Here is a 7,152-nt window from a genome sequence, read left to right on the forward strand (position 1 = left end):
GCGTGCACACCTGGCCCGCGTTTTCAAAAAGGGAAAAATGGTTTTCGAAAACGGGCTGCGGTCGATCCCCTGCACCGTCCGGAACCTCGCCGAGGGCGGCGCGCTCCTTGAATTCGAGCAACCCTATCTGCTGCCTGCGGAATTTGAACTTTACATGGAACTGGCGGATTACGAGGTGACCTGCGAACGGCGCTGGGAGGAAGGCCTCCGCTGCGGAGTGGAATTCGTTGGCGACAAGCGTCACAAGGGCAAACAGCGGGAGCAGGTCCTGCAGCCCTCGGATGTCAACCTTGGCACCCAAAACTTCCGCTCCGAAACGGCCGAAAGCATTCTCGACAGCAAGCGCGGTGAACCGGCCCGCCAGCCGAAAGACCCGGCATCCGCGACAGTGCCCCCTGCCGGCACCGGCAAACGGACATTCGGCAAACGGAAATAGGAGCTGTCCCGGCCGGTTTTGACCGAGAGCTCCGTCTAAGGCGTTTTCAGAAAGACCTTGGCGGCCCGCCACCCTTCACCGCCGCGTACTTTTTCGCGATTGTTACCGGGCGTCTTTTCCGGGGAGATGGTCACGACGTCCGGGAAAACCGCCTTGCTGGCGAACCTGCGCCTCAGTGCCTCGCTGGGCACGAACGGTTCGGGCCGACCGATGGCATATCCCTGAACATAGTCGACGGCCATGGTCCGCAAGGCTTCAAGGAGTTCGGGCGTCTCAACGAACTCCGCGATTGTCTTCTTGCCGGAAAGATGTGCGATCTTGTTGATCATCTCGACCGTCAGACGGTCTGAGTCGTCATTCAGCATTCCCAGCACAAAACTGCCGTCGATCTTGACGAAATCGACGGGCAACCGCTTCAGATAGGTCAGCGACGACATGCCGACACCGAAATCGTCCAGCGCGAACCGGCATCCCTTTTCACGCATTGTGTCGATAAACAGGATGGCTTCCTCGAAATTGGCAATCGCACTCGTCTCGGTGAGCTCAAAACACAGGCAGGACGGAGACACGCCGGACGCATTCAGTTCGCCAAGCAGGAAGTCGAGGAAAGTCTCGTCGGTCAGGGTCAACCCGCTGAGGTTGATGGCATAAGTGTTCCGCCCTTCCGGATCCTGCTGACCGATGAGGGCGAGCGCGTTCTGTACGACCCAACGGTCGATCACCGGCATCAGTCCGAAACGTTCAGCCGCCGGAATGAATTCCACGGGCGAGGTTGTCTTCCCGTCCTCTTCCAGTCGAAGCAGGATCTCGTAGTGGGTAACCTGGCCGTTGCAGTTACCTGCCGGCGCGATCGCCTGGAGAAACAGGCAGAAATTCCCCTGTTCCACGGCGCGGTGCAATCGCTGGACCCATGCGAGACTGGAGGCGAAATGAGACTGCTCGCAGTCCCGGGAGGTATGGATATGGACGCGGTTTCGCCCCCTCTCCTTGGCGATATAACAGGCGACATCGGCTGCACGCAGCGCTTCGGAGAAGGTGTAGGCCTGTTCTCCGATGGCCACGACGCCGATGCTGGCTGTCACCGCGTAACGCAGCCCCTCCCAGGAAAAGTCGATCTTCTCCACCGCCTCCCGCAATCTGCAGCCGATGGCATTTGCTTCATCCGCCGTACAATTTCTCAAAACCAGGCCGAACTCATCACCGCCCAACCGGGCAAGCAGGACGTTTTTGTGAAGGATGCCCGGCAGATCACGGGCGACACATCTCAAGAGATGATCGCCGACGGCATGACCGCCGGTATCATTGATGCTCTTGAACTGGTCCAGGTCGAGCAGGATGACCGCGTGCGGGCTTCCCTTGATTTCGAGTGTTTCCCGCAATTCCCGTTCAAACAGCCGCCGGTTGGGCAAGCCTGTCAGGTCATCGTGATACGCATTCCAGGAAAGCTGCCCCTCGATTGAACGGCGATGCTTCAGGAAGCTGTTAAGCCGCCAGACCGTGAGCAGGACAAAGATTGCCGCCAGCGCCAGATTTGCAAGCAGCAAAAGGGTCTGAACGACCCTGCTTCCTTCGCCCAGAGAATGGGAAAATTGCCTGGAAAGGGGGACGATCTTCCTCTCGAGCGTATTGAGCTCCTCAAGGGCCTCAAGTCGCTCGGCATCGGGCAATCGGGCCGCGTCGCCTATCGTGTTGCCGAGTTGTTCCAGCGCCAGAATGTAAACATCCGCGTTGCGCCAGTCTTCGACAGAGGCGCGCATGTAGGAAAACCACTGGAAATTCTCAAACAGAAGGATCAGCCCGGGGATATCGTCTGGGTGGTTCTCGCCCTCACGGAACCCCTCGACAATGAGGGACCTGTCTTCCGTCCCCGCCTCCATGGCCAGTCTCGCCTGCCGGTCTCCGAGCGGGATGGCAATCGCCTTGCGGAAGCGCTCGAGGTAAGAAGGATCCGCGGAAACGATATACTGTTCAAGATTGTAAACCGCTTCCTTCTGACCCTTGGACCAGAGGCTTTCGCCCGTCACATAGGCGCGCAGGGAGGAAACGATTTGAAGACTGAAGGTCGCAAGCAGGGTCTGGGTAACGATGATTGCCACGAACGGCCAGGCCACCGTGACCAGTCTCAGACTTGACTTGCTCCCCTGCATGTTCAGGCCCCACTCCCCAATCGTCGGACGGTTGCGCCAAATACACCCCCTTGTAACCAGAGCGCATGAGCACAACCGAATCCACTTGAACCATACGCTGTTGAGCGCGAGTGCAAATAGTGTACAAAATCACAATTTAAAACTTACCACTCCTTCCATTCCATCGGGTTAACTCTCAGTCAAATTGAAATTAAACGTAGATGCTGTCATTTTTGACGATGAATAGATCATCAAATATTCAAGAAATCTCATTACCATCATTCCCAACAACCTCATGACCCCAAAATTTTAGTTATTTCAATCCCTTGCCTATTCTACACATCAGCAAGAACTCTTTTGTAGAACCACGTATTACTTTGAAGGAAAACGGACCAAGAACCGCCGCATCACGGCAATGCCAGGCGGAGGAACCTGCACGGCCGGCCCTTTCGGTCAGGCAGTAAAAAACGGATGCAAAAGAAAAAACGGCAGAGCGGTCAGTCCGTCCGGCAGGCAGGCTACCCAACCGATCGGCAAACATGCACAGGCCCCTTCATTGAGGCGGGCATTCACCGGGACGGACGCAAACCGGAAAGGCCGGACAGTCTGCATGGAAATCATGCAATGCACCCTCGCCGATGCGGCGAATGGCGTCCAGCGCCCTCCCCGGCCGCGTTTCGATGCGCTTTGCGTTCTCCGGACCACCCGGCGCGCGAGGGCGCCCTTCTGACGCAGCCTGGCCACGTCTGAACGCAGCTGGAGCAATCCTGCTCCAGACAACTCCTCCCGGTCAAAGCCGGGGCTGGTGCGATATCAATGGATTATCTGGTTGCCCGTTCTTCCCGGAAGGAGACGAGACGGCGGGCGCTTTCGTCCCAGAGGACAAGCTTCACGCATTTCAGGCTCTCCAGAAACGTGATCCGGCTGATGGATTTCAGCTCCGGATAGTCCTCCAGCACTTCGGGCAGGCGGTAGAACGGAATTTTGGCCGCCAGGTGGTGCACGTGGTGAATGCCGATGTTTCCGGTCAGCCAGCGCAGCGGCCGGGGCAGATCGTAATGCGAACTGCCATGGAGCGCGGCATGCTGAAACTTCCAGTCATCGTCCTTGGCCCAGTGCGTGCTTTCGAACTGGTGCTGAACGTAGAAGAGCCAGACCCCTGCGGTTGCCGCCATCAGCGTGATCGGGATCTGAACCAGAAGGAAAGGCACAAGGCCGACAAGCCAGACCATTGCCGCAATGGGCAGGATGATGCCGATATTGGTCGCGATGGTCGAGATCCAGGGCAATGCTCCGGCGCGCATCAGGCCGAAGGGCAGCCTGTACTGGCAGACAAACAACCAGGCCGGACCGAGACCGAACATGACGACCGGATGGCGGTAAAGCCGATAGCGAACCCGCTGCCAGCGCGAGAGCGCGCGGTATTCGTCCACGGTCAGCGTGTCGACGTCGCCTATGCCTCTGCGGTCCAGATTGCCTGCCGAAGCGTGGTGAACGGCATGGGTACGGCGCCAGTAGTCGTAGGGCGTGAGGGTGATGACCCCAAGCATCCGGCCGATCCAGTCGTTGAGGCCGCGATGCGCGAACAGGGTACCATGACCGCAGTCATGTTGCAGGATGAAGAGGCGAACCAGAAAACCGGCGGCGGGTACGGTCAGCAGGAGCCCCCACCAAACGCCGTGGATGACAGAGAGGGCCGCGGCAGCCCAGAAGATCACGAACGGCAGAACCGTCACCACGATTTCAATGACGCTGCGAACCGGGTTCGGCTGCCGGTATTGTGCAAGTTCCCTGGTCCAGGATCGTTGTTCAGTCTTTGCCCCGCAAGAGGCGGCCGTAAGTGAGGTCACGTCAGTTCCTGAGTTCAATGGCTGCAAGGGTGCGGCAATAGCCGTGGCGCCGGATCAATTCCGGGATCCGGTTGACGCCTTCGGTTTGCGGGTGCGTTTTCGCGGCGCTGCCGGAGCCGGCTGGTTTTCCTGCATGGCAAGACGGGCAGCTCTCAGCCGCATGGTTTTGGCTTCGCGAATTTCGGCTTCGGTCTGCGTCATTTCCTGAGAGATGCGCTTGGTCGTCTCGGCCTTGGTCTCTGCCGTCTCCCGCCGCGGGCGGAGGTTATGTTCGTGCTGCATGGAGTTCTCCTTTCGAGGCGCCGAAAGCAAGAAAAGGTCGGGAGATGCCCGACCTTTCCTCTCATCCTGATGGTTCGTGCCAGTACATCCGTGGTCATGAACCTGGACGAGAACCTAAGCTTCCTGAAGGTTGTCCGCAGCGGACTTGCCGGAACGGCTGTCCTGGACCACTTCAAAGCTGACCTTCTGGCCTTCGACCAGGGAATGCATGCCGGCGCGTTCAACGGCAGAGATGTGAACGAACACGTCAGCTGCGCCGCCTTCCGGCTGAATGAATCCGAAGCCTTTGTTGGCATTGAAGAATTTTACGGTTCCGACGGTCATAACGATTTCCTTTCAATCGGTCATGATAGAGTGCCCGCCATGCGGTCTGCACGGCAAAGCGGTTAGGTCGACGTTGATAGGGAGATCGTAGAGAACGCGGCTCGCCGCGCAGTCGCAAATTTCGTCAAACAATATCGAGTACCTGTACTTAGGCTATCACCGTGTTCAAAACAAGGCTTGGCGGAAAATATTTCGATTTTCGGCACAAATATTTTTGAACGGAAAGAAAAATCACTTTTTTTGTTGAAATAACAAGAAAAGTTTTAATCCAGTCGGAAGAATTTGGGATTCGGCCAGGATCACACCGGCAAATCCGGCCGGCGGCATTCGTATGCCGGAAATCATCCTTCGAGGTTCAACAGGTGCGCGGCATGACAAGGACGGCCCGCCCCATCCCGGCGTGATCCGCTGTGGTGTCACGGCCGGCGGGCCGAAGAGGCACACGACCGGAGAGCGGTTCCGCTCATGGACGCCCTCGTCCAGGTTTGCCCGGCCGGGACCATCCTGGACCCGTTTACCGGCTCCGGGACCACGGGGGTTGCGGCATTGAGGGCTGGCCGTCGGTTCATCGGCTGTGAACGCGAGGAAGCCTATTACGAGATCGCTAGCGAACGGCTTTCAAAGGCGGCTTAAAGGGCGTTTAAGCGAAGATGCTGGACAAGTCGTCCGGGAGCTTGCCAAAGCGGGCCAGCTCCTGGGCGCCCTCAAGGGAGACGTTGCTGCGCGGCCCCAGAGAAATGGATTTCACGGCCCTGAGCTGACACCAAGATGCCATGCGACCAATGTCTGCAATTGCCGTTAGATCGGTCGTCATACCGGATATCCTAGGTATGGTTTTAGGACGGTGTTTGCTATTTGCAGCACCGTCATTCAGATTTTTGACGCATTGAATATTTGAACAGGGTCCGGCACGCCCTTGAGAACCCGCTGGCCGCGCTCCCGGAAGGTGAGATCGGAACCGGCGGCAAGGTCTCGAACCGTCCGTGAAACGAGACACTCGCCCGGTTCGGCCTCTCCCATGACGCGGGCGGCTATGTGAACGGCAAGGCCCGAAATGTCGTCGCCGCTCCGTTTCACCTCGCCGATATGTACGCCGGCCCGGAGCTCGAATCCCAGCTCCTCAACGGCTTCGGTTAGCGCCAGTGCCGCGTAGATGGCGCGCGCGGGGCCGTCAAACGTTGCCAGGTGGCCATCACCCAGCGACTTGACTTTTAGGCCCCGGAAGCGCGCAAGCTGCTCATCGACTAACGCGTCATGGCGGTGCAGCAAGCGGTCCCATGCCTCGTCGCCCAACTGTGTGGCAAGCTCCGTCGATGCCACGATATCCGTGAACAGAACAGTGGCCAGAACCCTGTCGACCGCCGGTGACGGTTTGGCGCCGGTAAGAAACTCCTCGATCCGGTCGGCGATCATGTCGATGTCGCCGCCCGTCCATGGTGCGTGATCGGCACCGGAGAGCTCCAGCAGTTCCGCATCGGGGATGAGCCGGGCCACTTCCCGGCCGCCTTCTATGTCAACGATGAGATCCTTCCGCCGGTGGATGACCAGCGTTGGCGACTGAACGGCCGGCAGAACCTGCGCCACGCTGATCTGCCGGTTCAGGTGCATGAGGTCGGCCACTGCACCCGGGCTTGCTCCTGCGCGTTCACGTCTTGCCCACCAGCCCTGGTACTCGGCATCCCCGGCCATCGAAGGCGAGTAGTGCACGTAGCTGGCACCCGACCCCCAATAATCGTGCACGTATGCGAGAAAGGCGTTGAAAGCTGTCTCGTCTTCAATCCAGTGCTCGAAACGCGCCAGTGCGCCCTGAAGAACCAGCGCGCGGCATCGATCGGGATTGGAGGCGGCAAATAACGCTGCCAGCGTGCCCCCTTCCGACAAGCCGAAAAGAGCGGCATCCTCGATACCCTCATGGTCCATGACCGCACGGATGTCATCCATGCGCTCATCCATACCGGGCATGCCTTTTCCCCGATCCGAGAGGCCTGTCCCGCGCTTGTCGAAAAGCAGGACATTGGCGTAGTCGCCGAAGCGTTCCAGCCAGGACACCGTACTGGGATGGTCCCACCAGCAGTCCAGGTTCGAGATCCAGCCCGGAACAATCACCAGGTTCAAGCTGCCACGGCCAAATCTC

The 7,152-nt window shown here is 58.7% G+C and carries 8 protein-coding genes; 2 read left to right on the plus strand and 6 right to left on the minus strand.

The window, feature by feature from the left end:
* Nucleotides 1-436 (plus strand): PilZ domain-containing protein (locus ACQY7U_RS22655; RefSeq protein WP_428649729.1); only part of this gene is annotated, 436 nt, incomplete at its 5' end.
* 35 nt (nucleotides 437-471) lie between these two features.
* Here the strand turns inward: ACQY7U_RS22655 and ACQY7U_RS22660 are convergent.
* From ACQY7U_RS22660 to ACQY7U_RS22675, 4 genes are all read right to left on the minus strand, one after another.
* On the minus strand, nucleotides 472-2,583 hold the full coding sequence (locus ACQY7U_RS22660) for a putative bifunctional diguanylate cyclase/phosphodiesterase (RefSeq protein ID WP_428649732.1): 2,112 nt from the start codon (nucleotides 2,581-2,583) through the stop codon (nucleotides 472-474).
* An 800-nt stretch (nucleotides 2,584-3,383) separates the two neighbouring features.
* Nucleotides 3,384-4,412, minus strand: coding sequence for a fatty acid desaturase (locus ACQY7U_RS22665; protein WP_428649734.1), 1,029 nt, complete (start codon nucleotides 4,410-4,412; stop codon nucleotides 3,384-3,386).
* Nucleotides 4,413-4,466: 54 nt separating this feature from the next.
* The gene (locus ACQY7U_RS22670) at nucleotides 4,467-4,694 is read right to left on the minus strand and encodes a hypothetical protein (RefSeq protein ID WP_428649736.1); all 228 of its coding nucleotides are present in this window, start codon (nucleotides 4,692-4,694) and stop codon (nucleotides 4,467-4,469) included.
* Between the two features lie 114 nt (nucleotides 4,695-4,808).
* Nucleotides 4,809-5,018 carry a cold-shock protein gene (locus ACQY7U_RS22675; protein WP_428649738.1) on the minus strand — a complete coding sequence of 70 codons (210 nt, stop codon included), beginning with the start codon at nucleotides 5,016-5,018 and terminating at the stop codon, nucleotides 4,809-4,811.
* Nucleotides 5,019-5,483: 465 nt separating this feature from the next.
* Here ACQY7U_RS22675 and ACQY7U_RS22680 point away from each other — a divergent pair, with 465 nt between their 5' ends.
* Entirely contained in the window at nucleotides 5,484-5,651 is a 168-nt protein-coding gene (locus ACQY7U_RS22680) for a DNA methyltransferase (RefSeq protein ID WP_428649741.1), read from the plus strand.
* A 7-nt stretch (nucleotides 5,652-5,658) separates the two neighbouring features.
* Here ACQY7U_RS22680 and ACQY7U_RS22685 read toward each other — a convergent pair whose 3' ends face one another.
* Complete coding sequence (locus tag ACQY7U_RS22685) at nucleotides 5,659-5,832, minus strand: hypothetical protein (RefSeq protein ID WP_428649743.1); 174 nt, start codon at nucleotides 5,830-5,832, stop codon at nucleotides 5,659-5,661.
* Between the two features lie 56 nt (nucleotides 5,833-5,888).
* The coding region (locus ACQY7U_RS22690) for an alpha/beta fold hydrolase (RefSeq protein WP_428649746.1) at nucleotides 5,889-7,152 on the minus strand (1,264 nt) is incomplete at its 5' end.

The sequence above is a fragment of the Roseibium sp. genome (assembly GCF_050301095.1).
Classification (GTDB): domain Bacteria; phylum Pseudomonadota; class Alphaproteobacteria; order Rhizobiales; family Stappiaceae; genus Roseibium.